Consider the following 24370-nt stretch of genomic DNA (forward strand, 5'->3'; position numbering starts at 1 on the left):
TGTTTTAGTGCTGCGGTTGACGTAATGTCGCAAAAACCGCAGCAATTTTATGTGAGTCTTTTTTTCCCGGTTCGCTTTCTACCCCGGAATTGAAATCCAGTCCTGCGCAACCTTGCTGTGCCGCCAGTGCACAGTTATCGCTATTCAGGCCGCCGGCTAACAGCACGTTATCCAATGATTGATTCGCTAGCAGCGACCAGTTGAAGGTTTTCCCGCTGCCACCCTGGCTGTTATCAAACACGTAGCGATCGACGTGGGTGAGATTACGTTCTGGCAGGGTGTCCGTGATGCTCAGCGCTTTCCAAATCTGGCAGGTTGCGGGTAACTGCTGGCGTAGCTTGTCGATCGTCTGTTGATCTTCATCACCGTGCAGTTGAACGGCTGCTAATCCCAACTGCGTTGTGATCGCAACGATGTGTTCAACGGGCGCATTGCGAAAAATACCAACATAGCGCAGTGGAGCCCCCGTCATTACGTCGGCGGCTTGCTTGGCGTCAATATAGCGTGGAGAACTAGCGACGAAGATTAAACCGCCGTAGAGTGCACCCGCTTGATAGGCGGTCTGTGCATCAGCTGCGCGCGTCAGGCCGCAGACTTTGTTCTCACCCAGAATAACGCGACGTACCGCGCCGTTCAGATCCGGCTCAGACATTAGTGAACTGCCGATCAGGAAGCCCTGAGCAAAGGCGCTGAGTTCACGAATCTGTGCCTGGCAGTTGATACCGGATTCACTGATCACGGTGACGCCAGCAGGCAGACGCGGTGCGAGCGTCCGGGTACGGTTGAGGTCAATGGAGAGATCGCGCAGGTCGCGGTTGTTGATCCCAACGACGCGTGCTTCGAGCTGAATGGCCCGCAGCAGCTCTTCTTCATTACTGACTTCTGTCAACACGCCCAGCTTCAGACTGTGCGCGACTTCGGCCAGTTGCTGATACTGCTCGTCGTCCAGCACGGATAGCATCAGCAGAATCGCATCGGCCTGATAGTAGCGTGCCAGATAGATCTGGTAGGGCGAAATAATAAAGTCTTTGCACAACACCGGTTGATGCACTGCCGCGCTAACCTGCGGCAGGAAGGCAAAATCGCCCTGAAAATACTTTTCGTCAGTCAAAACGGAAATAGCAGACGCGTAATCTTTATAGACCTGAGCTATCGCTACCGGGTCGAAATCATCGCGAATCAATCCCTTCGACGGGGACGCCTTTTTGCATTCAAGAATAAAGGCGGGCTTGTCTTGTTTCAGCGCCTGATAAAAATCACGCTGGCTGGGAACGATCTCATGCTGAAAAGAGGCCAGCGGCTGTGCTTTTTCGCGTTCCGCAACCCAGAGCGCTTTATCGCGCACAATTTTATGTAATACGGTTTCCTGCATGGTTCCATTATCCTCTGGCGGACAGGGCGATAACGCGCTGATAAGCCTGTCCACTATGAATGACTTCAAGCGCCTGTTGCGCATTTTGGCGCAGATCTTCTTGTCCAAATAATCTCAGGAGCAGCGCAACGTTGGCGGCAACCGCGGCGGCGTGCGCACGTTCACCTTTACCTTGTAGCAGTGACGCGAGAATGTCACGATTTTCTTCTGGCGTACCGCCTTGTAATGCCGATAGCGGATACGCATCCAGCCCGAAATCGCGGTGCGTCAGTTCGTAGGTTGCGATCTCGCCATGGTTCAACTCGGCAACCTGCGTCGGTGCATGAATCGCGACTTCATCCATTCCTCCACCGTGTACAACGGCGGCACGCTGGTAGCCCAGTACTTTCAGCGTTTCGGCGATAGGGCGAACCAATTCGGGGCTATACACGCCAATCAGCGCCAGCGGTGGACGAGCGGGGTTAACCAACGGCCCCAGCACGTTGAAGACGGTGCGGGTTTTGAGCTGCTGACGCACTGGCATGGCATGACGGAAGCCCAGATGGTATTGCGGAGCAAACAGGAAACACACGCCCAGGTCGTCCAGCGCCTGACGGGAATCCTGTGCGCTCATATCCAGCTTAATGCCGAAAGCGGAGAGTAAGTCAGAGGAGCCGGAACGGCTGGATACGCTGCGGTTGCCGTGCTTGGCGATTTTCAGACCACAGCTGGCGGCAACGAAGGCACTGGCCGTCGAAATGTTGATGCTGTTGGTGCCGTCACCGCCTGTGCCGACAATATCGGCAAATAAATAGTCAGGGCGCGGGAACGGCTGTGCATCGGCCAGCAGAGCCGTGGCAGCACCGGCGATCTCATCGGGATGTTCGCCGCGCACTTTCATACTAATCAACGCCGCTGCCAATTGGCTGGCTTCCAATTCACCGCGAATAATGGCACCAAACAGCGCCTGACTTTCCTGACGGCTGATAGGAGTCGCGCCGTATAATTTTTCCAGTATGTGTTGCATGGTAATGACATCCTGAGCAGTAGACGGTTCCCGGGTCTTAGAAGACTGTTGTATAGAAGACAGTTGCATAATTGTATCCCTCGTTAAGCCAGCGCCCAGTCCAGCGTTTGTTCCAGCAGTCGAGCGCCGTGCGTGGTCAGGATCGACTCAGGGTGGAATTGAAAACCGCAGACGCGATCGGCATCGTTCCGCACGGCCATGACCATCGTGTTGAAGTGTGCGTTGACGGTCAGCGTCGACGGAATGTTGCTGCCGACCAGCGAGTGGTAGCGAGCGACGGGCAATGGATGCGGTAAACCGCTAAACATGCCGCTGGCATCGTGGTCGATGGCCGACGCTTTGCCGTGCAGGATTTCACCCGCTTGACCAACATGGCCGCCATAGGCTTCCACGATGGCCTGATGGCCGAGGCAAATGCCGATAATCGGCAACTGACCGCGCAGACGCTGCAGCAGTTCCGGCATACAGCCCGCTTCGGCTGGCGTGCCGGGGCCGGGGGAGAGCATCAGGATCGGTTTTTCCATTTGCTGTAACCGCGCGATGATGACGTCGGCAGGCAGATGGTTACGGTAAATCACGACCTGATGACCGCTGGCACGCAGCTGATCCACCAGGTTATAGGTGAATGAATCGATGTTATCGAGCAGTAAGATGTCAGCCATCAGAAAATCTCCTTTGCATGGTGCGCGCTGGCAATGGCTCGCAGTACGGCCCGGGCTTTATTGCGTGTTTCGTCGGCTTCGGCCTGAGGGTTAGAATCCAGCACCACACCCGCACCAGCCTGAACGGTGGCAATACCGTCTTCGACATAGGCGGAGCGGATAACGATGCAGGTGTCCAGATCGCCGTGAGCGGTGAAGTAGCCCACTGCGCCGCCGTAGCTGCCGCGTCGGGTTTTCTCACTTTCGGCAATCAGCTGCATGGCCCGGACTTTCGGCGCGCCGCTCAGCGTGCCCATATTCATGCAGGCGCGATAGGCGTGCAGCACATCCAGATCTTCACGCAACGTACCAACGACACGGGAGACCAGATGCATGACAAAGGAATAGCGGTCAACTTTGGTCAAATCAGCAACGTAACGGCTACCCGGCTGACAGATGCGCGCCAGATCGTTACGGGCTAAATCTACCAGCATCAAATGCTCAGCCAGCTCTTTATGGTCGGTACGCATTTCTAACTCAATACGGCTATCGAGATCGCGATCCAGCGAGCCATCCGCACGGCGACCGCGTGGGCGAGTACCGGCAATGGGATAGATTTCGATTTGACGGCTGTCGGCATCGTATTTCAGCGAGCTTTCCGGCGAGGCACCGAACAACGTGAAGTCCTGATCCTGCATGTAAAACATGTAAGGGCTGGGATTGTTATCCTTCAGCGTTTGGTAGGCGGCCAGCGGCGAAGGACACGGCAGAGAGAAACGACGTGACGGCACGACCTGGAAAATTTCACCGATGCGGATAGCTTCCTGCATCTGGCTGACGACTTCCCCGAAGGCTTCATCGCTCTGGTTGCAGCTCAGCGTCATGTCTTCAATGGACTGACGTGGCAGCGCAGGTGCTGGTTGGGTGAGCTGAAGTTGCAGCTGTTCCAGACGCTGTTGCAGACGCTGCTTTTCGCTATGGTGCGGTGTAAACAGGCTGGCTTGTAGCGCAGTTACACGTTTTTGGTGGTCAAGCACCAGCAGCGTTTCTGCCAGATAGAAGCAAAAATCCGGGCAACGCTGCTGCTGGCTCAGCGCGGGTAATTCTTCAAACCCGGCGACCAGATCGTAGGCGAACAAGCCGCCGAGAAACATGGCTTCACGCTCGTCTGCCGGGCAGGCAACCAGCGTCAGAATCTGACGTAAGGCATCAAACACGGACAGCGAACGCAGGCGAGCATCTTCGTCCTGCATGGCGTCTGCCAGTGGGAACGTGAGTTCACGGCCGTTCGGACGCGGTTGATTGATAATCTCCACTGGCAGCGCGGCATCCAGAAGCGGCAGGAGGCTGGCGCCGTTTGCCGTCAGTGCCTGAATGGAAACGTGCTGGCCCAGTGCGGTGATGCGCAGTGCGCTATCTACGATCAACAGGCTTTTCAGGTTTTCCTTGCTGTCGATTTCAGCCGACTCTAACAGCAGCGTTGCCGGTCTGGCACCGCAAAGCTGATGGAAGATAGCGCTGGGGTCGTTACGGTAAACGGCCTCAATACGCAGCAGTTCCAGTTTAGGTTGTGTTGTTTGCATTCTTGCTACCCGTTTAATGTTGTGCCCATCAAATAAAAAGCCCGCTTGGTTAAGCGGGCCTGGGAATATCTGCATGTGTGATAACAGCGATGCGTGATTAGTCCACCCGCGAGAGGGAAGAGCGCCACCAACCATGCTTCATCATTTTCTGCGTTGCCATTATCATCATCTCACTGTTTGTATACTGATTACTGTCTGCGTACTGCGCTTGCGTACTAGTTAACTGGTTCGGCGATAAAATGTCAACACCTTCAATAGGATTATTTTATTACTCAGGGAAATGGCGGCATTACCATTTACGCCCTATTGATGGCATCATGCGGTCTTCGCATTATTCTTGTTAATGGATAGGCTTGTGCCAGAAGATTCTCAACCGATATCGTCGTTCCCACTTTATGATTTGCATAGCCATACCACGGCATCTGATGGCCTTTTAACGCCGACGGCGCTGGTCAGTCGCGCGGTAGACATGCGGGTGAGCGTGCTGGCGATTACCGATCACGACACGACGGCTGGGCTTTACGAAGCGCAGAATGCGATTGCACAACAGGGGCTGCCGCTGAGATTGATTCCCGGCGTAGAGATCTCCACGCTGTGGGAAAACCATGAGATCCATATTGTCGGACTGGGGATGGATAGTGCACACCCAGCGTTGACGAGGTTGCTGCAACAGCAGGCGGAGTGCCGGCAGAGTCGGGCGGAACAGATCGCGGCTCGTCTGGAAAAAAACCGCATTCCTGATGCGCTGACTGGCGCACAGCGTCTGGCGACGGGCGGACAGATTACGCGCGCCCATTTTGCACGTTATCTGATCGAACTGGGCATCGCAGCGAATATGAATCAGGTGTTCAAAAAATATCTGGCGAAAGGCAAAATCGGTTATGTGCCACCGCAGTGGTGCACCATCCCGCAAGCGATCGAGGCGATTCATCAATCCGGCGGTGTATCGGTGTTGGCGCATCCGGGGCGCTACGATTTGACGGCCAAGTGGCTAAAGCGTCTGTTAGCTACCTTCGCAGAAAACGGCGGGATCGCGATGGAAGTAGCGCAATGCCAACAGGCACCGGATGAACGGACGCAGTTGGGACGTTATGCGCGGGATTTCAACCTGATGGCGTCGCAAGGATCGGATTTCCACCTGCCGTGTGCCTGGATTGAGCTGGGCCGCAAGCTGTGGCTACCTGCCGATGTCGAACCCGTTTGGCACCATCCGCTATTGGTGGAGGCGGGCAGCGCATAGCCGCGTTGATACCATGACTCTCTTTTTGAAATAACAAATCATGGAATAACAATCTTTTACCGCCAACACGTTCTATAATCATCCTTATTGCACGATGAAGCGGGTTGGAATGAACAGCGCCGCGAAATGTCAGACGTACGAGGTAGGGTCATGAGCCAGTTTTTCTATATTCACCCGCAGAATCCGCAGCCGCGATTGATCAATCAGTCGGTGGAATTTTTGCATAAAGGTGGGGTGATTGTTTATCCAACGGATTCCGGTTACGCGTTGGGCTGTATGTTGGGCGAAAAGAACGCGCTGGAACGCATCTGCCGGATTCGCGATCTGGGTAGCGATCATAACTTCACGCTGATGTGTCGCGATCTGTCCGAACTGTCGACGTATGCCCATGTTGATAACTCGGCTTTTCGGTTGATTAAAAATAACACACCCGGTAATTACACGTTTATTCTGAAAGCGACGAAAGAGGTTCCTCGCCGCTTAATGAATGAAAAGCGTAAAACCATCGGCCTGCGCGTGCCGTCCAATCCTATCGCACTGGAGCTGCTGGCTGCGCTGAATGAGCCGCTGATGTCGACGACGCTGATGCTGCCGGGAAATGATTTCGCCGAATCCGATCCAGAAGAAATTCAGGACAGATTGGGAAAACAGGTGGATTTAATTATTCATGGCGGTTCGCTGGGTCAACAACCGACGACGGTTATCGATTTAACCGAGTCCGTGCCACGCGTCGCGCGTGAGGGCACCGGTGATGTCACGCCGTTCCTATAAACGCGGCGACGAGCGGTAACAATGGGAATACAAATGGCGCGAAGATCGGTATAATCGCGCCAGTTTTTAATATGACAAACGATTTTTACGTACACACTATTTTTACGTACATTCAATTTTTACGTAACGGCTGAATTTTATCAGCAGTTATGACTCCCCCCGACGCCTGGGAAGGCGACACTAGAGGTTGCTCAATGAGCGAAAAGTTACAAAAAGTTCTGGCGCGCGCCGGACATGGCTCACGCCGCGAAATTGAAGTTATCATTCAGGCTGGACGTGTCAGCGTTGACGGTAAGATTGCCACTTTGGGCGATCGCGTTGAAGTGACAAAAGCCACCAAAATCCGTATCGATGGTCATGTGGTTACCGTTAAGGAAACCGAAGAGTCCGTGTGCCGCGTACTGATGTACTACAAACCGGAAGGTGAGTTGTGCACCCGTAACGATCCTGATGGCCGCCCGACAGTATTTGACCGTCTGCCAAAAATTCAGGGTTCTCGCTGGGTTGCAGTAGGGCGTCTGGACGTTAACACCTCCGGCCTGCTGCTGTTCACGACCGACGGTGAGTTAGCCAACCGCCTGATGCACCCCAGCCGTGAGGTTGAGCGTGAATACGCCGTGCGTGTTTTCGGTGAGGTTGACGACGAAAAGATCAAACAGCTGAGCAAAGGCGTACAGCTGGATGATGGCCCGGCGTCATTCCGTACCATCCGCTATCAGGGCGGTGAAGGTTTGAACCAGTGGTATAACGTGACGCTGACCGAAGGGCGCAACCGTGAAGTTCGCCGTCTGTGGGAAGCGGTTGGCGTTCAGGTTAGCCGCCTGATTCGCGTGCGCTACGGTGACATTACGCTGCCGAAAGGTATTCCACGCGGTGGCTGGACAGAAATGCCACTGGAACAGCTGAACTATCTGCGTGAATTAGTGCAGCTTCCGGCAGAAACGGTATCAAAACTGCCGGTTGAGCGCGAGCGCCGCCGAGTGAAGGCGAACCAGATCCGCCGTGCGGTAAAACGTCACAGCCAGATCAACACAGCTCCGGCGCGCCGTACCTCGCCAAAACCTAAGCGCAACGGGTAATATCGTTATCCCTACGCTTCACGGGCAGCTTTCGCTGCCCGTTTTCATTGCGCTCGGCTTATCACTAATAAAAACTAACGGCTACCAGTCAATGCCTTGCTGAGCCTGAATTCCGCTATCGAACGCATGTTTTACCGGGCGCATTTCCGTCACGGTATCAGCCATTTCCAGTAAGCCACGATGGCAACCGCGGCCGGTAATAATGACCGTCTGCCCGGCAGGGCGCTGCTTCAGTGCAGTGACAACGTCACTTAAATCTAAATAATCATAGCTAAGCATATACGTCAGTTCGTCCAACACGACGAGGTCGAGCTGTGGATCGGCCAGCATGCGTTTGCCATGCTGCCAGACGTGCTGTGCCGCTTCGGTATCCGTCTGGCGATTCTGCGTATCCCAGGTAAAGCCAGTCGCCATGACCTGAAATTCCACGCCGTGCTGTTGCAGCAGATTCTTCTCACCGTTAGGCCATTCACCTTTAATAAACTGGATCACACCCGCCCGTAACCCGTGGCCTATCGCTCGCGTGACAGTACCAAAGGCCGCCGTGGTTTTTCCTTTCCCGTTACCGGTGAAGACGATCAGGATACCGCGTGTTTCATTCGCGGCGGCAATACGGGCGTCGACCTTTTCTTTCAGGCGCTGTTGGCGTTGCTGGTGGCGTTCATCGCTCATCGTGCGTGCTCTTCTCTATTATTCGGCTGGACCGGCTTTTCTGCCCGGCTGTGCGTCAAAACTCATCCCCGTCTTACGTCGGCTGTCATCGCCCATCAGGTAGAGATACAGCGGCATAATATCTGCTGGCGTTTTCAGTCTCATTGGATCTTCGTTGGGGAAGGCTGACGCACGCATTCCTGTTCGCGTTCCGCCAGGATTGATGCAGTTCACGCGCAGATTGTGCGAACGATACTCTTCGGCCAGCACTTGCATCAGGCCTTCTGTCGCAAATTTGGATACGGAATAGGCTCCCCAGCCGGCACGACCTTCGCGGCCCACGCTGGAACTGGTGAAAACCAGAGAAGCGCAAGGCGATTTCAATAATAGAGGCAGCAGCGCCTGTGTCAGCATAAAGGTCGCGTTGACGTTGACCTGCATAACCTGATGCCAGATATCAGGCGTTTGCTGTGTGATAGGGGTGATTTCCCCGAGCAATCCGGCGTTGTGAAGAACCCCATCCAGGTGCGGCACAACCTGTGCCAGTTCGTCAGCCAGTTGAAAGCACTGCGCGGAGGATAAGGCCAGCATATCGCAGACAACCACGTGCGCTGGCGTACCGTGTTCTTGCTCGATCTGCTGTTTAACCGACTGAAGTTTACTTTCTGTCCGCCCTAATAAGATGACGTGCGCACCGTAGCGAGCGTAGGTCAGCGCGGCTTCCCGGCCAATGCCGTCGCCAGCACCGGTGACCAGAATGATGCGGTTTTGCAGTAAATCGATTTTAGGCTGGTAATGCACAATGAATTCCTCTTGCCGTGGCGCAAAACAGCCACGCTTCAGATAATAGACCTGCCATCGCGTATCGGCACGGCGAGATGCGTCGGTCGTGCCGCTCGGAACGTCAGATAACGGCGCATCCGGGCAGGATGAATGGGGGTGTTATGCCTCAAATGTCGACTGTTTTCAATGAGACTGCCTCTATTTATCCCTGTGCTGTTGTAAAAAGCAGCAACAGGCGTAAAAACCGCAGGAATAACATCGCCATATTGCGTGCCATCAGTTAGGTTATAGGAAGGGAATGGCGCACGACGTCAACGCCATGGTTGGTGAGTAAACCAACATTAATTAATACGCAGTCAATGAGGACGGTGTTTGTGGAATTACTTTCTCTGTACGGTTTATTCCTGGCTAAGGTACTCACCATCGTGGTGGCGATTGGTGCGTTAGTCGTTCTGGCATTCGGGATGACGCAGCGTAAGCGCCCGCATAAAGGTGAGTTGCAGGTCACGAATCTGGGTGAACAATATCAGGAAATGCAGCGTGAAATGCAGACCGCCTGTATGAGTGACACCGAGCGTAAGCTGTTATCTAAGCAAGAAAAGAAGAAAGAAAAAGAAACCGCGAAGCAAGATAAACAGCGTGCCAAACGTGGCGAAGAGAAGAGTGTTAAACCGTGTCTGTACGTGCTCGATTTCAACGGCAGTATGGATGCGGGCGAAGTCAGTTCGCTGCGTGAAGAGATCTCCGCCGTGCTCGCTGTGGCGAAACCAAAAGATGAGGTCTTGCTGCGTCTGGAAAGCCCAGGTGGTGTGGTGCACGGTTATGGCTTGGCGGCTTCGCAATTGCAGCGTTTACGCCAGGGCGGCGTGCGTTTGACGGTCTCCGTGGATAAAGTGGCTGCCAGCGGCGGATATATGATGGCCTGCGTGGCTGACTGCATCGTAGCGGCACCGTTTGCGATTGTAGGGTCTATTGGCGTTGTGGCACAAATCCCCAACTTCCACCGTTTGCTGAAAAACAAAGACATTGATGTTGAGCTGCACACCGCGGGTGAATTCAAGCGTACGCTGACGCTGTTTGGTGAGAACACCGAACAAGGTCGTGAGAAATTCCGTGAAGATCTGAATGTCACGCACACGCTGTTTAAGGATTTTGTACAACAGATGCGTCCTTCGCTGGATATTGATTCGGTGGCGACGGGAGAGCACTGGTTTGGTACTCAGGCGAAAGATCTGGGGTTGATTGATGCTATCGGTACCAGTGACGATCTGCTGATTGCTGAAATGGCTAACCATGAAGTGTTAAGCGTTCGCTATACGCGGCGTAAACGCCTGCTGGATCGTCTGACGGGCAGCGCTGGCGATACCGCAGAACGACTGATGTTGCGCTGGTGGCAACGTGGTTCAAAGCCTCTACTGTAATTAATAAAATAGTAAGCCGTACACAATCAAATGCCCGCGAATTTGCGGGCATTTGCATTTAATCCATCAAGGTATTTAATCGATCAAATAATATTTTTCGGATAAAACATGCGCAAGATGTTTGAACATGTTAAATACCGCGGTGCTTTTTAAGGTCGGTATTCCATTCTCATCGAGAAAAAATTCGCCGCGAAAAACCAGTACGTCGTTTTTTTGTTCTACGCTATCAGCGACCATGCCATGCAAATAATCATCGTGATGTTTAATGATGTCATTGGCTTCAATTAATAAGCTCTGGCGGTCAATAGGACGCTTTTCTTCGTTAACCTGATGTTCAGGTGACATGATTGTTACTCCTGTACTCACCCTTGAAAAAGGGGGGCGTTGCACTATATCAACAAGGCTATTTCTAAAATCAATACCGCGATTTCAACATGCAATGCGGTTATTTCAAAAGTCGCATCAAGAGGAAGGGTACTGCGATACGGTTTCAGCGTAAAGTGTAGATTATGGTACAAATGGACTACATTTTAGGCGCTTACCTGCCGATATTCAGTGTGGCGGGAAGCGGATAAAACAGGGTTTCCATGCTAATTAGGTTGCGTGGCAATATTTATCAGGTAGAGTGTGGGATTTTGCGCAGTCAGTAGAATCCGCTCTGGATGCCCCGAAAAATATCTGATTTTCAGAAGAATTCAGCAGGTAATAGTACATATGGGTAAAGCTCTCGTTATCGTCGAGTCCCCGGCAAAAGCCAAAACGATCAATAAGTATTTAGGCAATGACTACGTGGTGAAATCCAGCGTCGGTCATGTGCGCGATCTGCCGACGAGTGGCTCAGTCAGTAAAAAGAGCGCGGACTCAACGACTAAAGATAAAACGAAAAAGAAAGTCAAAAAGGATGAGAAATCCGCGCTAGTTAATCGTATGGGCGTCGACCCTTATCATGGTTGGAAAGCCAACTACGAAATACTGCCGGGTAAGGAGAAGGTTGTCTCCGAATTAAAAACGCTGGCGGAAAATGCCGACCACATCTATCTCGCAACCGACCTTGACCGCGAAGGGGAAGCCATTGCCTGGCACCTGCGGGAAATCATTGGTGGTGACGATCAGCGTTTCAGCCGCGTGGTGTTTAACGAAATCACGAAAAATGCCATTAAACAGGCGTTTGAAAAACCCGACACGTTGAATATTGACCGCGTGAATGCCCAGCAGGCGCGTCGGTTTATGGATCGCGTGGTGGGTTATATGGTTTCCCCGCTGCTGTGGAAAAAAATTGCCCGTGGCCTGTCCGCTGGGCGCGTACAGTCGGTTGCCGTGCGCCTGATTGTCGATCGCGAGCGCGAAATCAAAGCGTTCGTGCCGGAAGAATATTGGGAACTGCACGCTGATTTGTTGGCAGGCAGCGATATTCAACTGCAAATGCAGGTGACACACCACAACGGCAAGCCGTTTAAACCGGTTAATAAAGAACAAACGCATGCGGCGGTCAGTCTGCTTGAGCACGCGCGTTATGTGGTTGCCGATCGTGAAGATAAGCCGACCAGCAGCAAACCGGGCGCGCCGTTCATCACCTCCACGCTGCAACAGGCTGCCAGTACGCGCCTTGGCTTCGGCGTGAAAAAGACCATGATGATGGCGCAGCGTCTGTACGAAGCAGGTTACATTACCTACATGCGTACCGACTCAACGAACCTCAGTCAGGATGCCTTGACGATGGTGCGTGGCTATATTGGTGAAGAGTTCGGCAAGCGCTATCTGCCGGAGTCAGCGAACCTTTACAGCAGCAAAGAAAACTCGCAGGAAGCGCACGAAGCGATTCGTCCTTCTGATGTTGGCGTGCTGGCTGACAACCTGAAAGATATGGAAGCCGATGCGCAGAAGTTGTATCAGCTGATTTGGCGTCAGTTCGTCGCCTGCCAAATGACGCCTGCGCAATACGACTCCACCACGTTAATCGTCGAAGCTGCCGATTATCAACTGCGTGCCAAAGGCCGTACGCTGCGTTTTGATGGCTGGACGAAAGTCATGCCTGCGCTGCGTAAAAATGATGAAGATCGCACGTTGCCGACTGTGGCAGTAGGCGAATCGCTGGCGCTGCAGAAGCTGCTGCCAGGGCAACACTTCACTAAACCACCGGCTCGTTACAGCGATGCTTCTCTGGTTAAAGAGCTGGAAAAACGTGGGATTGGCCGTCCGTCTACCTATGCGTCTATTATTTCCACCATTCAGGATCGCGGCTATGTTCGAGTGGAGAACCGCCGTTTCTATGCCGAGAAAATGGGTGAAATCGTTACCGATCGACTGGAAGAAAACTTCCGCGAACTGATGAATTACGATTTCACCGCACGGATGGAAAGCCGTCTCGATCAGGTCGCCAATAATCAGGCGGAATGGAAAGCGGTACTGGATGAATTCTTCAACGAATTTAGCCAGCAGTTGGAAAAGGCTGAACAGGATCCTGAAGAAGGCGGTATGCGCCCCAATGCGATGGTGTTAACCAGCATTGATTGCCCAACCTGCTCTCGTCAAATGGGTATCCGTACTGCCAGTACCGGGGTGTTCCTGGGCTGTTCCGGCTATGCACTGCCGCCGAAAGAGCGCTGTAAGACCACGATCAACCTGATACCGGAAACTGAAGTACTGAACGTGCTGGAAGGCGACGATGCCGAAACCAACGCGTTGCGTGCCCGCCGTCGCTGCGAAAAATGTGGTACGGCAATGGACAGCTACCTGATTGATAATCAGCGCAAGCTGCACGTGTGCGGGAATAACCCAGCCTGTGACGGGTATGAGATCGAAGCCGGTGAGTTCCGCATCAAGGGCTATGATGGCCCGATTGTTGAGTGCGAGAAGTGTGGTTCCGAAATGCACCTCAAAATGGGACGTTTCGGTAAGTACATGGCGTGTACCAGCGAGACCTGTAGTAACACGCGTAAGATCCTGCGTAATGGCGATGTTGCGCCACCGAAAGAAGATCCGGTGCCGTTGCCTGAGCTGCCTTGCGAGAAGTCTGATGCCTATTTCGTCTTGCGTGATGGTGCAGCAGGGGTCTTCCTTGCGGCCAATACGTTCCCGAAATCTCGTGAAACGCGGGCACCGCTGGTAGAAGAACTGGTGCGATTCAAAGATCGTTTACCGGAAAAACTGCGCTATCTGGCGGAAGCGCCAGTGGTCGATAAAGACGGCAACAAAACGCAGGTGCGTTTCAGCCGTAAGACCAAACAGCAATATGTTTCGTCAGAGAAAGACGGCAAGGCAACGGGCTGGTCAGCGTTTTACATCGATGGAAAATGGGTTGAAGGGAAGAAGTAACCCCTTTCAGTTACCCCGCACATAACTGAGTTATGTGTAAAACATCGCTAAATCAAGCCAGCCGCAAGGCTGGCTTTTTTGATCGCAGAAAATATCTCGATTAAACAGGTGCATGAAGATTGTCCTGCGGTAGCATGACGATTGTTGATCCGTGATAGAGAATGATGCGGTTTACCTCGGTGATAATCGCATGCACCGCGTTCTTTATCGTTGCCGCCATGCAGAAATGGTTATATAAAAATAGTTTTTATGATTAAATGACATTAATTGATGGAAATATGCGCCAGATGGTTAAGACGCAATCAAAATCAATAAAACGGAACGTCGTCAGAACGTTGTGAGATGCCACGCGCACACTTCAATTGGGAATGGGATAAATTATGAAACTACAACAGCTTCGTTATATTGTTGAAGTTGTTAATCACAACCTGAATGTGTCTTCTACCGCAGAAGGGTTGTACACCTCCCAGCCGGGGATCAGTAAACAGGTCCGCATGCTGGAGGATGAGTTGGGCATTCAGATTTTTGCCCGTAGTGGAAAACACCTGACACAGGTGACACCAGCCGGACAGGAAGTCATCCGTATCGCGCGTGAAGTGTTGTCGAAAGTCGATGCCATCAAAGCGGTTGCCGGAGAGCACACCTATCCCGATAAAGGGTCGTTGTATGTTGCGACCACGCACACGCAGGCGCGCTACGCGCTGCCAAGCGTCATTAAAGGTTTCATCGATCGCTATCCTCGCGTGTCGCTGCACATGCATCAGGGTTCACCGACGCAGATTGCTGAAGCCGTTGCGAAAGGCTCTGCGGATTTTGCTATTGCGACCGAAGCGCTACATTTGTACGACGATCTGATCATGCTGCCGTGCTACCACTGGAATCGCGCTGTGGTGGTAAAACCCGATCACCCGCTGGCATCTAAGACCGATATCACCATCGAAGAACTGGCCGCTTATCCTATCGTCACCTATACCTTTGGCTTTACGGGGCGCTCCGAGCTGGATACCGCATTTAACCGCGCCGGCCTCACGCCGCGCATCGTCTTTACCGCAACGGATGCTGATGTGATTAAGACCTACGTACGTTTAGGGTTGGGTGTCGGGGTTATTGCGAATATGGCGGTCGATCCGCAGACGGAAACCGATCTGGTGACCATCAACGCGAACAGCATCTTCAGCTACAGCACGACGAAAATTGGCTTCCGCCGCAGCACATTCCTGCGCAGCTACATGTACGATTTCATCCAGCGCTTTGCGCCGCACTTAACGCGTGATGTCGTCGATTCTGCCGTTGCGCTGCGTTCGAATGATGAAATTGAAGCGATGTTCAAAGATGTGACGCTGCCTGTGAAGTAAACGTCATTCAGGACGGATCAACCCGCGTAAAAAAGCCAGACAGTGTCTGGCTTTTTATCATCTGGCTATCTCTAACGCTTCATCAGCAACACGTCATACCGTCATTGGCGTGACGTGTTCCAGCAGGTTATCAGGCAGAGGCTGTCGTCGTGACGGCGTCAGCAGGGGCGTCGGTGACATCCTGCGTCATACGCGTCAGTTTCGGCGCGGTCAGCAGCATCAGAACGGCGATGATGCCCGTGACGATGCCAATCTGCATGAAGACATTACTATAAATCTCAAGAGACGCGTGTGGGTCTATAACGTTCTCAGGCACGGCCATCATATTAGCAACGTAGCCTGCGATAATAGCGGCACCGGCTGACGTCAGGAACCAGGCACCCATAATGAAGCCCATCAGGCGCTGTGGTACCAACTGAGCGACCATCGCCAGACCCAAACCGGAAATCATCAACTCCCCGATACTTTGCAGGCCATAGCAGAGGATCAGCCAGTTGACGGACACAATACCTTGTTCATTTGCCATGCTGGCACCCCACGGCAGCACCAGAAACGCGCCAGAGCACAGCACCATACCCACCGCAAATTTATGCGCCATCGGCAGCTGGTCGCCCATTTTGTTGTAAACCGCCGCCAGAATCGGGCTGGCAACCATAATCCAGAACGGGTTGAGCGCCTGATACTGCTCTGGCTCAAAGGTAAAGCCTAAAATCGAGTGTTCAACGTTGCGAATAGCAAAGAAGTTCAGCGAGGTTGGCATCTGGTTGTACAGCACAAAGAAAACCACCGCTTCCAGCATCAGCAGAAGCGCGACAATCATTTTCCGGCGTTCTGCTCCGGTCACCGCCAGCATCTCTTTGATGAAGATGGCAACAACGGCCAGTGAAATAAGCGTCAGAATCCAACGTGCGATGCTCTGGTTGTGCAGCAGCCAGGTGGAAAGTGCGACCAGCGCGACAATACCTGCGAGCGTGACAGCGAGCTTCTGCAGATTGATCGGTTGGAAATCTGGCTGAGAACCTTGTGTGCTGACCCACTTGCGGCAGAACATAAAGTTAACCAGCGTCAGAATCATACCCACGACGCTCAGGGAGAAGGCCACGCTCCAGCCATAGTTCGCGGCAAGTACCGGTGTCGCCAGCATAGAAAAGAAGGAGCCGATGTTTACCGCCATATAGTACATGGTGAAAGCACCGTCCAGGCGCGGATCGTCTTTCGCATAGCTAGTAGACAGCAGGGCTGACGGGTTGGCTTTAAACAATCCGTTACCGACGGCAATGGTCGCCATGCCGATATACACCCACGCCACGCTGTGGCCTGAGTAGGCAATCATGGTGTAACCGATCGCCAGTACGATAGCACCCAGCACGATCACACGTTTAGTGCCGAGGACTTTATCACCCAGCCAGCCGCCAATGGCGACGAAACCGTATACCAGCGCGCTGAATGAGGAGAAAAGGGTAATGGAGTCGGTTTCGGACATGCCCAGCATTTTGACCAGATAAACCGCCATAATGCCTTGCAGACCGTAGTAACCAAAACGCTCCCACAGCTCGATGCTGAAGATGAGATAAAACGCTTTTGGTTGTTTGAAAGCGTTCATGCTGACGCTTTCAGGGGATTCGCTGTTGTTGTTTGCTGTTGACACAAAGACCTCTGATTTTACCTATCTCGTTTTTTTTAACGAGAAAATAACAAGAGTGAAACAGTGAAACTGCAACCTCTTTTGACTAGTTATGGGGAGGAAAAACGGCGCTATATTGACGTGATTTTACGGACAGGCAAGTCATTTGACATGTTTTGTTACAAGTGGTTTTGGTTGTTGGATAAAACTATAAATTAAATGTTATGCAGAGTTTAATTTCATAACTTTCTTTTGCTTCAAATGATTATATTGGTTTCACCTATTTATTTTTCATAAAAGGTATATAATCTGCCTTTTACTTAAAATCAAGACAATATCATTAACTATGAATGAATATGCGGTTTAATGTTTTGCATATTACTAAATATGCAGTGAGTATGAAAAACCATCAATAGCAGGCAATAAGATGAATATCGATATAGTCACTCAAGGTTACTTTCAATCACTAAATTTTCTATTAAAAATAACTTATTAGCCTTAAATAGTGGTTACTTGTACTTTTATACAGGCTTTTTGATAGAGGAATACGCTAAAGCGCATCGAATAAACCGCCTGATAGCATTGTTGTCTGAGCTGTAAGATGCAGAGAACACGCGGCTCGCTTTGCTGATGAGAGAGCGAAAGACGAGGCGGAGTGTGGAATAACGGAGAAGAAGGTCTGGCGAAAGGGGATTCCACCAGACTTTGACAGATTAGGCGTCGACCTTTTCGCCAAATTCACATAAATCTTCAATCAGGCAGGAACCACAGCGCGGTTTACGGGCAATACAGGTGTAACGACCGTGCAGGATTAGCCAGTGATGGCAGTCGACTTTAAATTCTGCCGGAACGACTTTCAGCAGCTTTTCCTCTACCTGTTCGACATTTTTACCCGGAGCGAATCCTGTCCGGTTACTGACGCGAAAGATGTGCGTATCAACGGCAATCGTCGGCCAGCCAAACGCGGTGTTCAGGACGACATTTGCCGTTTTTCGTCCTACGCCGGGTAAGGCTTCCAGCGCAGCACGATCTTCGGGAACCTGTCCCTGATGCTTTTCCAGCAACAAACGGCAGGTTTTGATGACGTTTTCCGCTTTGCTGTTAAACAGGCCGATTGTCTTGATGTAGTCTTTCACGCCGTCTACGCCGAGCTCAAGCAGGGCTTCGGGCGTGTTGGCGACAGGGTAGAGTTTTGCCGTTGCCTTGTTCACGCTGACATCGGTTGCCTGCGCGGAAAGCAGCACGGCGATCAGCAGTTCAAACGGCGTACTGAACTGCAATTCAGTGGTCGGATGGGGATTGTTGTCGCGTAAACGCGTTAAGATCTCAATCCGCTTAGCCTTATTCACAGCGATTCCCCTACGGTGCCGGTTGCCGGCGTGGCTTTTTCTTCGGTGACAGCCGCGCGAGCTCGACGTTGTTTCATTTTCTCATCGATCAAATATTTCACGGCCAGCAACAGTCCCAGACCAATAAACGCGCCCGGTGGCAGCATCGCCAGAAGGAAAGGGGAATCGAGGTGAACCACCTCAATGCGCAGCGCTTTAGCCCAACTGCCCAGCAGCAAATCCGCGCCGTCGAATAGTGTGCCGTTACCCAGAATCTCACGTAGAGAACCGAGCACCACCAGTGCGCTGGTCGCGCCTAATCCCATTGCCAGACCGTCAATGGCGGATGGGAAAACCGCATTCTTGGAGGCAAAGGCTTCTGCCCGGCCGATAACGATGCAGTTCGTCACGATTAGTGGGATAAAAATCCCCAGAGATTGATATAAGCCGTAAGCATAGGCGTTGATCAGCATCTGTACGGTGCTGACCACCGAGGCGATGATCATGACGTAAATGGGAATACGGATTTCCGCTGGCACCCAGCGACGCAGTGCGGAGACGGCCATGTTGGTACAGGTAAGAACCAGCGTGGTTGCCAGCCCTAATCCCAGCGCGTTAGTCGCGGTGGATGACACGGCCAGCAGGGGGCAAAGGCCCAACAATTGAACCAGTGCCGAGTTGTTCTTCCATAACCCTTCAACGAAAAGTGCTTTGGTTTGACTCATTGGTTCTCTCCACAGGCGGACAGCGTGTTGATTTGTGGCGGCAGTGTTTGCAGGTAAAGGGCGCTGCGTTTTACGCTGTTAATGACGGCGCGCGGCGTAATGGTGGCGCCGGTAAATTGATCAAACATGCCGCCTTCTTTCTTCACTGCCCAGCGGGCATCCTGCTCATCCTGTACCGTTTGTCCGCTGAATCGGGTGATCCAGTCAGAAATTCGCACTTCGATTTTATCACCCAGTCCCGGCGTTTCATGATGCTCGGTAACGCGAACGCCGAGTACCTTACCGTGAAAATCAGCCCCGACCAGCAATCGAATAGCACCAGAATAGCCATCCGGTGCGGTACTTTCCAGTGCGGCGGCAACCGGCTCTCCGTTCTGGCGGGCGATAAACACGCGGTGTGGCGCTGACGATCCGAGTGCAGGGTTAGTGACAACGTAACACTCTTTTTGCATGTCACTGTTATATAACTCGGCGGGAACCACCTGATCCAACAGCATTTTTTGCTGTAGCATTGCCTGATGCGAGATCGTCGGTTCCGTTAACATGTTCACCACCGCAGTTAATGCGGTAGTGCCAGCAGCAAACAGGGCCAGTGTTGTCGCGTGGCGGCGCATTGTCGTCATCATGGGCGTCTCCTCAGCGATGGTGGCCGTAAGCGCGTGGCTTGGTGTAATAGTCGATCAGCGGCACAGTGATATTTGCCAGCAGAACGGCAAACGCGACCCCGTCCGGGTAGCCACCGTAGGTACGAATCAGCCAGACCAGTAACCCAATCAGTGCCCCGAAAATCAGACGTCCCCGGTTGGTAGTTGACGCGGTAACGGGATCGGTCGCAATGAAAAAGGCACCGAGCATCGTCGCCCCAGACAGCAGATGTAGCATCGGTGGCGCGAATTTCTCCGGCGAAATGATCCAGCTTAGCGAGGCGCAGAACAGCAGCGACAGCAGGAAACTGACCGGAATATGCCAGCGAATGGTGCCGCGCATCAGCAAAAACAGTCCGCCGATAAGAAAACCGATATTCACCCACTGCCAGCCAATGCCTGACAGCGATTGCGCAAACATCGGCTGTTGCAGAATGTCCTGCGGCGTTTGGCCGGAGCGCAGGTTGGTTTTAAACGTATCCAGCGGGGTTGCCTGACTGACGCCATCAACGTTGTGCATCAGATGCTGCATGGTGTACCCGTCAGGCGTGTGTCCGGTAAAGATGATGACGAGCGCATCATGGAAACCGACGGGAATGGTTTGTAGCGGCACGGGCGGCAGCCAGCTTGTCATCTGGACCGGGAAAGAGATCAGCAGCACCACATAGCCAATCATCGCGGGGTTAAAAGGGTTTTGCCCTAAGCCGCCATACAGCTGTTTAGCGATAATGATAGCGAAGGCGGTTGCCATGACCACCATCCACCAGGGGGCAAGCGGCGGCAGACTGATGCCGAGCAGCACGGCGGTCAATAGTGCAGAATTATCAGCCAGCGTAGAGCGTATGGCGAACTTCCTCAGTGACAGTGTCACACCTTCTGCAATAAGCGCGGTAGCGGACGCCAGCCCGACCTGAATCAGGTTACCGTAGCCAAAGAAGTAATACTGCGCCAGCATACCCGGCAGGCAGGCCAGAATGACCAGCAGCATGATGCGCTGTGTGCGCTGCTGGTTATGTGTGAACGGTGAACTCGCAATTCTAAAAGCCATTTATTCCTCTTGATATGACGATGCCTGCGCGGCTTTACGGGCTTTAACGCGCGCGATAGCGGCAGCAACGGCAGCCTTACGTGGATCGTCCGGCTCTTGTACTTCAACAACGGCGCTTGGCTCTGCCACCACGTCAGGGGCAGCCGACGGAACAGGCTCTTCCGTGTTTGTTGTAGGCTGCTGCGCGGCTTTACGGGCTTTAACGCGAGCGATAGCGGCGGCAACGGCTGCCTTGCGCGGATCTTCCGGATCTTGTGCTTCAACAACGGCAATCGGCTCTGCCACCACGTCAGGGGAAGCCGACGGAACCGGCTCTTCCGTGTTTGTTGCAGATTGCTGCGCGGCTTTACGGGCTTTAACGCGAGCGATAGCGGCGGCAACGGCAGCCTTGCGCGGATCTTCCGGCTCTTGTGCTTCAACAACGGCAATCGGTTCTGCCACCACGTCAGGGGAAGCCGACGGAACCGGCTCTTCCGTGTTTGTTGCAGATTGCTGCGCGGCTTTACGAGCTTTAACGCGCGCGATAGCGGCAGCAACGGCAGCCTTACGCGGATCGTCCGGCTCTTGTACTTCAACAATGGCAATCGGTTCTGCCGCCACGCTGGAAACCGCAGGAGTCGCCGCTTCTTCCGTGCTTCCTGAGCTTACTACCTCAGACTGCTGTGCAGCCTTACGTGCTTTAACACGTGCAAGGGCGGCGGCCACGGCTGCTTTGCGGGGATCGTCAAGCTCGGCAGAGGGAACCTCGACCGTAGGCGTTTCCTGCTGTGCCTGTTGTTCACGTGACCGTTCTTCATGTAACTGTTTTTCACGTGCTTGTTCTTCACGTACTAATGCCTTGCGGGCAGCCCGCGCGGCGATGGCGGCGCTGTTATCCGGCTCTGCATCGGGGATGACGGCGATAGGCGAACCGACCTCTGTTGCGGCGGTTTGCTTACGGCGAACGCGCTCCAGCGCGGCCTGAACGGCATCTTTGTCCGTGGTGGATACGCTAGCCGCCGCCTGTTTGTGGCGCAGTTCGCGTGCGGCTTTTTCTCGCGCCAGACGAGCCTGTTTAGCATCAAAGCGCACTTTGGCCTGTGCGGCACGCTGTGCCTCTTCGTCGATGGCCCGAATTTCGGCCTTTTCCTGACGGTAGTACTGCACTAGCGGAATATTGCTGGGGCAGACGTAAGCACAGGCACCGCATTCGATGCAGTCAAACAGATGGTGATTGCGGGCTTTTTCGTGTTCCTGCCCGCGACTGAACCAGTAAAGTTGCTGCGGTAAAAGGCCTGCCGGACAGGCATCGGCACATTTGCTACAGCGAATGCAGGATTGTTCTTCAGCAGCCGGCTCCATTTCCGTATGTGACGGCGCGAGCAGGCAGTTGCTGATTTTAACGATAGGGACATCCAGCGACGGCAGGGTAAAGCCCATCAGCGGCCCGCCCATCACCACCATCGGCTGCTTATTGACATGGAAGCCGCCCTGTTTGAGCAAGTGGCGTACTGGTGTCCCCAGTCGTGCCCAGACGTTGCCGGGCTGGCGCAATGCTTCACCGGTCAGCGTCACCACGCGTTCGGTGAGCGGCTCACCGTCGATCACGGCACGTTTGATGGCGAAAGCCGTTCCGACGTTCTGCATCAGTACGCCAATGGCGGCGGAGTGTTTACCGAACGGGACTTCCTTGCCAGTCAGAATCTTGGTGAGCTGCTTGGCACCGCCTGACGGATACTTGGTTGGGATGACGCGTAGCTGCATGTCGCTACGTTTGCCCAGGGCCAGCCGCAGGGCGCTGATAGCTTCCGGTTTGTTATCTTCGATCCCAATCAGAATGCGTTTCGGCTGCAACAGGAATGACAGAATCTCGACGCCCTGAATAATCTCCTCGGCGCACTCCTGCATGAGTCGATCGTCGGCGGTGATATAGGGTTCACACTCTGCGCCGTTGATAATCAGGGTTTCAATCCCGCGCATCCCGCCTTGTAACTTGGCCGCGGTAGGGAAACCTGCGCCGCCCAAGCCCGCAATGCCAGCCTGATGCAGATGGGCAAGCAGGGTATCGACGCTATGTTCACGGTAGTCTGTAAAGGTCTGATGTTCACACCAGCGATCTTCGCCATCTGGCACGATGATGATGCTGAGTTCGGACAAGCCAGACGGATGTGCCGTCGTGTGCTGACGAATCGCGTTCACCGTTCCTGACGTCGGTGCGTGAACGGGCAACGTGCGGCCTTTTCCCCGCGTTAACGGCTGGCCGCGCAGGACTTTATCGCCGACGCTGACGCAGATCTCACCTTCCGGCCCAAGATGCTGCTTGAGCGGAATAATGAACTGTTCTGGCAGCGGAATCTGGCGCAGTGGCGTCTGGCTGGACTGCGTCTTCATTTCCGGCGGATGAATGCCTCCGTCGAAATCCCAGATCCTGTCTTTTTTAAAGGCGGAAAACAGCTTAAGCATGTCGTTCTACTTGAATAACGCGTACTGGAATCGTATCGAGATCCCATTTCCAGTTAGCGGGAGTCGGCGCGATAGGACGTAATTCGATACAGTCCGTCGGGCAAGGGGAGACGCAGAGATCGCAGCCGGTGCACAAATCGCTGACGACGGTGTGTACCGCTTTGGTACTACCAATGATGGCATCGACCGGACAGGCCTGAATGCACTTGGTGCAGCCGATGCAGTTGCTTTCATCGATCCAGGCAACCTGGCGCGCGGGAGCTTGAACGTCGGCGTCACCTTCCAGCGGTTGCGGATCGACGTTGAGCTTTTCAGCCAGCTTCAGCATCATTGCTTCGCCGCCGGGGCCGCATTTATTAATACTTTCACCATTCAACGCGACCGCTTCGGCGTAAGGCCGACAGCCGGGGTAGCCGCACTGGCCGCACTGACTTTGTGGCAGCATGGCTTCCACTTCTTCCACAATCGGATCGTTTTCGACTTCAAACCGACGGGAGGCGTAGCCGAGCACCAGACCGAATGCCAGCGCGAGGGCGCTTAATGCCGCAATGGCAATCCAGATAGCGCTCATCAGAATTTCACCAGTCCGGTAAAGCCCATAAACGCCAGCGACATGAGGCCTGCGGTGATCAGCGCGATAGACGAACCGCGGAACGGTGCGGGAATATCCGACACGGCGAGACGTTCACGAATGGCGGCAAAAAGCACCATCACCAGCGAGAAGCCGGCTGCGCCGCCGAAACCATAAATCGTCGATTGCAGGAAACCGTGCGACAGGTTGATGTTGAGCAGAACAACGCCAAGCACTGCGCAGTTGGTGGTAATTAGCGGCAGGAAGATCCCCAGCAGGCGATATAGCTCAGGGCTGACTTTGCGCACAAACATCTCGGAAAACTGCACCACCACGGCGAGCACCAGAATAAAGGCCATGGTGCGCAAATAAAGGATATCGAGCGGAACGAGAATAAATTCGTTGACCAGCCAGGAAAACATTGAACCGACAGTCATGACGAACGTGGTCGCCATGCCCATGCCAATTGCCGTCTCGAGTTTTTTGGACACGCCCATAAAGGGGCACAGCCCAAGAAACTTCACTAAGACGAAATTATTTACCAGAAGGATGCTAACAAAGAGCAATGCGTATTCGGTCATTACGGTGCCTAGAAAACAAAACCGGACTATTATCAGGCATTGTTGGGTTTTCGACAACATACCCAAAGTAGGGTTATCGCCGTTCCCTTCAAGGGGCGGAAGGTCAGAGTCGCTTAATAACAGAAGCGCCGGGCTATTATACAGTAACGAGCTGAGCGTTCTGCGTAATATCCCGGAAGGAAATTATTGC

The 24370-nt window shown here is 53.4% G+C and carries 21 protein-coding genes and 1 other annotated feature; of the genes, 6 read left to right on the forward strand and 15 right to left on the reverse strand.

The genetic code is table 11. The annotated features are described in order from the left end of the window. Window positions 1-4: 4 nt before the first annotated feature. The 4 genes from trpCF to Q3A88_RS10605 form a co-directional block, all read right to left on the reverse strand. Window positions 5-1372, reverse strand: coding sequence for a bifunctional indole-3-glycerol-phosphate synthase TrpC/phosphoribosylanthranilate isomerase TrpF (trpCF, locus tag Q3A88_RS10590; RefSeq protein ID WP_317177866.1), 1368 nt, complete (start codon window positions 1370-1372; stop codon window positions 5-7). Between the two features lie 7 nt (window positions 1373-1379). Continuing rightward, window positions 1380-2378: an anthranilate phosphoribosyltransferase gene (gene trpD / locus Q3A88_RS10595; RefSeq protein WP_014915348.1), complete on the reverse strand. Its 999-nt coding sequence runs from the start codon at window positions 2376-2378 to the stop codon at window positions 1380-1382. A gap of 83 nt (window positions 2379-2461) precedes the next feature. Next, window positions 2462-3040, reverse strand: coding sequence for a glutamine amidotransferase-related protein (locus Q3A88_RS10600; protein ID WP_010275261.1), 579 nt, complete (start codon window positions 3038-3040; stop codon window positions 2462-2464). Then, window positions 3040-4602: an anthranilate synthase component 1 gene (locus Q3A88_RS10605; RefSeq protein ID WP_014915349.1), complete on the reverse strand. Its 1563-nt coding sequence runs from the start codon at window positions 4600-4602 to the stop codon at window positions 3040-3042. The genes Q3A88_RS10600 and Q3A88_RS10605 overlap by 1 nt, the downstream gene beginning before the upstream one ends. A gap of 31 nt (window positions 4603-4633) precedes the next feature. Further along, window positions 4634-4738 (reverse strand) — a sequence feature (Trp leader region). 207 nt (window positions 4739-4945) lie between these two features. Between Q3A88_RS10605 and rnm the strand changes: the two genes are divergently transcribed. The 3 genes from rnm to rluB all read left to right on the forward strand — a co-directional run bounded on the left by rnm (window position 4946) and on the right by rluB (window position 7692). After that, window positions 4946-5842 (forward strand): RNase RNM, encoded by an 897-nt coding sequence (rnm, locus tag Q3A88_RS10610; RefSeq protein ID WP_181393563.1) that lies wholly within the window; start codon window positions 4946-4948, stop codon window positions 5840-5842. 150 nt (window positions 5843-5992) lie between these two features. Next, entirely contained in the window at window positions 5993-6613 is a 621-nt protein-coding gene (locus Q3A88_RS10615) for an L-threonylcarbamoyladenylate synthase (RefSeq protein WP_014915351.1), read from the forward strand. Between the two features lie 194 nt (window positions 6614-6807). Next, entirely contained in the window at window positions 6808-7692 is an 885-nt protein-coding gene (rluB, locus tag Q3A88_RS10620) for a 23S rRNA pseudouridine(2605) synthase RluB (protein ID WP_039280467.1), read from the forward strand. 81 nt (window positions 7693-7773) lie between these two features. Here the strand turns inward: rluB and cobO are convergent, their stop codons facing one another. After that, window positions 7774-8364 (reverse strand): cob(I)yrinic acid a,c-diamide adenosyltransferase, encoded by a 591-nt coding sequence (gene cobO / locus Q3A88_RS10625; protein WP_317177867.1) that lies wholly within the window; start codon window positions 8362-8364, stop codon window positions 7774-7776. An 18-nt stretch (window positions 8365-8382) separates the two neighbouring features. Continuing rightward, window positions 8383-9144, reverse strand: a complete 762-nt coding sequence (locus Q3A88_RS10630; RefSeq protein WP_040038192.1) for a YciK family oxidoreductase — start codon at window positions 9142-9144, stop codon at window positions 8383-8385. Between the two features lie 356 nt (window positions 9145-9500). On the opposite strand from Q3A88_RS10630, the gene sohB reads away from it, so the two are divergent. Continuing rightward, window positions 9501-10547 (forward strand): protease SohB, encoded by a 1047-nt coding sequence (gene sohB / locus Q3A88_RS10635; RefSeq protein WP_317177868.1) that lies wholly within the window; start codon window positions 9501-9503, stop codon window positions 10545-10547. Between the two features lie 75 nt (window positions 10548-10622). Here sohB and Q3A88_RS10640 read toward each other — a convergent pair whose 3' ends face one another. Then, window positions 10623-10892 (reverse strand): YciN family protein, encoded by a 270-nt coding sequence (locus Q3A88_RS10640; RefSeq protein WP_039286554.1) that lies wholly within the window; start codon window positions 10890-10892, stop codon window positions 10623-10625. A 369-nt stretch (window positions 10893-11261) separates the two neighbouring features. Between Q3A88_RS10640 and topA the strand changes: the two genes are divergently transcribed. Together topA and cysB are read left to right on the forward strand one after the other, a co-directional pair. Next, window positions 11262-13862, forward strand: coding sequence for a type I DNA topoisomerase (gene topA, locus Q3A88_RS10645; RefSeq protein ID WP_119874231.1), 2601 nt, complete (start codon window positions 11262-11264; stop codon window positions 13860-13862). A gap of 380 nt (window positions 13863-14242) precedes the next feature. Further along, on the forward strand, window positions 14243-15217 hold the full coding sequence (gene cysB, locus Q3A88_RS10650; protein ID WP_005968651.1) for an HTH-type transcriptional regulator CysB: 975 nt from the start codon (window positions 14243-14245) through the stop codon (window positions 15215-15217). Between the two features lie 130 nt (window positions 15218-15347). Here the strand turns inward: cysB and dtpA are convergent, their stop codons facing one another. The 8 genes from dtpA to rsxA form a co-directional block, all read right to left on the reverse strand. After that, the gene (gene dtpA / locus Q3A88_RS10655) at window positions 15348-16865 is read right to left on the reverse strand and encodes a dipeptide/tripeptide permease DtpA (RefSeq protein ID WP_110162905.1); all 1518 of its coding nucleotides are present in this window, start codon (window positions 16863-16865) and stop codon (window positions 15348-15350) included. A 689-nt stretch (window positions 16866-17554) separates the two neighbouring features. Next, on the reverse strand, window positions 17555-18190 hold the full coding sequence (gene nth, locus Q3A88_RS10660; protein ID WP_010275207.1) for an endonuclease III: 636 nt from the start codon (window positions 18188-18190) through the stop codon (window positions 17555-17557). Next, complete coding sequence (locus Q3A88_RS10665; RefSeq protein WP_039279660.1) at window positions 18187-18894, reverse strand: electron transport complex subunit E; 708 nt, start codon at window positions 18892-18894, stop codon at window positions 18187-18189. The genes nth and Q3A88_RS10665 overlap by 4 nt, the downstream gene beginning before the upstream one ends. After that, complete coding sequence (gene rsxG, locus Q3A88_RS10670) at window positions 18891-19520, reverse strand: electron transport complex subunit RsxG (RefSeq protein WP_317177869.1); 630 nt, start codon at window positions 19518-19520, stop codon at window positions 18891-18893. The genes Q3A88_RS10665 and rsxG overlap by 4 nt, the downstream gene beginning before the upstream one ends. Window positions 19521-19530: 10 nt before the next feature. Then, window positions 19531-20586 carry an electron transport complex subunit RsxD gene (rsxD, locus tag Q3A88_RS10675; RefSeq protein WP_317177870.1) on the reverse strand — a complete coding sequence of 352 codons (1056 nt, stop codon included), beginning with the start codon at window positions 20584-20586 and terminating at the stop codon, window positions 19531-19533. Continuing rightward, window positions 20587-23028: an electron transport complex subunit RsxC gene (gene rsxC / locus Q3A88_RS10680; RefSeq protein ID WP_317177871.1), complete on the reverse strand. Its 2442-nt coding sequence runs from the start codon at window positions 23026-23028 to the stop codon at window positions 20587-20589. Further along, entirely contained in the window at window positions 23021-23599 is a 579-nt protein-coding gene (rsxB, locus tag Q3A88_RS10685; RefSeq protein WP_039555006.1) for an electron transport complex subunit RsxB, read from the reverse strand. The genes rsxC and rsxB overlap by 8 nt, the downstream gene beginning before the upstream one ends. Next, window positions 23599-24180 (reverse strand): electron transport complex subunit RsxA, encoded by a 582-nt coding sequence (rsxA, locus tag Q3A88_RS10690; protein ID WP_010296121.1) that lies wholly within the window; start codon window positions 24178-24180, stop codon window positions 23599-23601. The genes rsxB and rsxA overlap by 1 nt, the downstream gene beginning before the upstream one ends. Window positions 24181-24370 lie beyond the last annotated feature (190 nt).

It is taken from the genome of Pectobacterium sp. HCp5_1 (assembly GCF_032905925.1).
Taxonomy (GTDB): Bacteria; Pseudomonadota; Gammaproteobacteria; order Enterobacterales; family Enterobacteriaceae; genus Pectobacterium; species Pectobacterium brasiliense_A.

What these genes read in the sequence shown, in the direction of transcription:
- Q3A88_RS10605 (WP_014915349.1), bottom strand. Translation starts at nt 4,602, where the DNA reads ATGCAAACAACACAACCTAAACTGGAACTGCTGCGTATTGAGGCCGTT.
- rsxD (WP_317177870.1), bottom strand. Translation starts at nt 20,586, where the DNA reads ATGGCTTTTAGAATTGCGAGTTCACCGTTCACACATAACCAGCAGCGC.
- Q3A88_RS10615 (WP_014915351.1), top strand. Translation starts at nt 5,993, where the DNA reads ATGAGCCAGTTTTTCTATATTCACCCGCAGAATCCGCAGCCGCGATTG.
- rsxC (WP_317177871.1), bottom strand. Translation starts at nt 23,028, where the DNA reads ATGCTTAAGCTGTTTTCCGCCTTTAAAAAAGACAGGATCTGGGATTTC.
- cobO (WP_317177867.1), bottom strand. Translation starts at nt 8,364, where the DNA reads ATGAGCGATGAACGCCACCAGCAACGCCAACAGCGCCTGAAAGAAAAG.
- Q3A88_RS10600 (WP_010275261.1), bottom strand. Translation starts at nt 3,040, where the DNA reads ATGGCTGACATCTTACTGCTCGATAACATCGATTCATTCACCTATAAC.
- Q3A88_RS10665 (WP_039279660.1), bottom strand. Translation starts at nt 18,894, where the DNA reads ATGAGTCAAACCAAAGCACTTTTCGTTGAAGGGTTATGGAAGAACAAC.
- topA (WP_119874231.1), top strand. Translation starts at nt 11,262, where the DNA reads ATGGGTAAAGCTCTCGTTATCGTCGAGTCCCCGGCAAAAGCCAAAACG.
- Q3A88_RS10640 (WP_039286554.1), bottom strand. Translation starts at nt 10,892, where the DNA reads ATGTCACCTGAACATCAGGTTAACGAAGAAAAGCGTCCTATTGACCGC.
- cysB (WP_005968651.1), top strand. Translation starts at nt 14,243, where the DNA reads ATGAAACTACAACAGCTTCGTTATATTGTTGAAGTTGTTAATCACAAC.
- rluB (WP_039280467.1), top strand. Translation starts at nt 6,808, where the DNA reads ATGAGCGAAAAGTTACAAAAAGTTCTGGCGCGCGCCGGACATGGCTCA.
- rsxG (WP_317177869.1), bottom strand. Translation starts at nt 19,520, where the DNA reads ATGATGACGACAATGCGCCGCCACGCGACAACACTGGCCCTGTTTGCT.
- rsxB (WP_039555006.1), bottom strand. Translation starts at nt 23,599, where the DNA reads ATGAGCGCTATCTGGATTGCCATTGCGGCATTAAGCGCCCTCGCGCTG.
- trpCF (WP_317177866.1), bottom strand. Translation starts at nt 1,372, where the DNA reads ATGCAGGAAACCGTATTACATAAAATTGTGCGCGATAAAGCGCTCTGG.
- rsxA (WP_010296121.1), bottom strand. Translation starts at nt 24,180, where the DNA reads ATGACCGAATACGCATTGCTCTTTGTTAGCATCCTTCTGGTAAATAAT.
- rnm (WP_181393563.1), top strand. Translation starts at nt 4,946, where the DNA reads ATGGATAGGCTTGTGCCAGAAGATTCTCAACCGATATCGTCGTTCCCA.
- trpD (WP_014915348.1), bottom strand. Translation starts at nt 2,378, where the DNA reads ATGCAACACATACTGGAAAAATTATACGGCGCGACTCCTATCAGCCGT.